Here is a 305-nt window from a genome sequence, read left to right as displayed (position 1 = left end):
GGTGCTGGGCCTGGTGCTGGAGCTCGCGACCCGGCGGCGCATCTTCGTGCCGATGCTGCGGGTCACCTCGATCGAGCCGAACGCCGTGACGCTCGCCACCGGGACGGTCAACCTGCGCCAGTTCCACCAGCGCACCAACGAGGTCCTGGTCGTCGGCGAGCTGCTCGACGCGCGGGTGACGCTCGGCTCCGGCGCGGCGGCGGTGCTGGTCGACGCGGCGATGGAACCCAGCCGCACCCGGGACTGGCGGATGACGCGGGTCGCGGTCCGCGAGCGCACCGGGCGGTTGGCGCGACGCGGACCGG

General features: G+C 74.8%; 1 pseudogene. It reads left to right on the top strand.

Annotated elements, in window-relative coordinates:
• Nucleotides 1-13: 13 nt before the first annotated feature.
• Nucleotides 14-305: pseudogene (locus tag AB0G02_RS18015) on the top strand (magnesium transporter); the annotation flags it as partial.

Origin of the sequence: Actinosynnema sp. NPDC023658, assembly GCF_040639995.1 — a bacterium.
Lineage (GTDB): Bacteria > Actinomycetota > Actinomycetes > Mycobacteriales > Pseudonocardiaceae > Actinosynnema.
The sequence above is the reverse complement of the archived record's forward strand: the minus strand, read 5'-3'. Positions and strand labels throughout refer to the sequence as shown.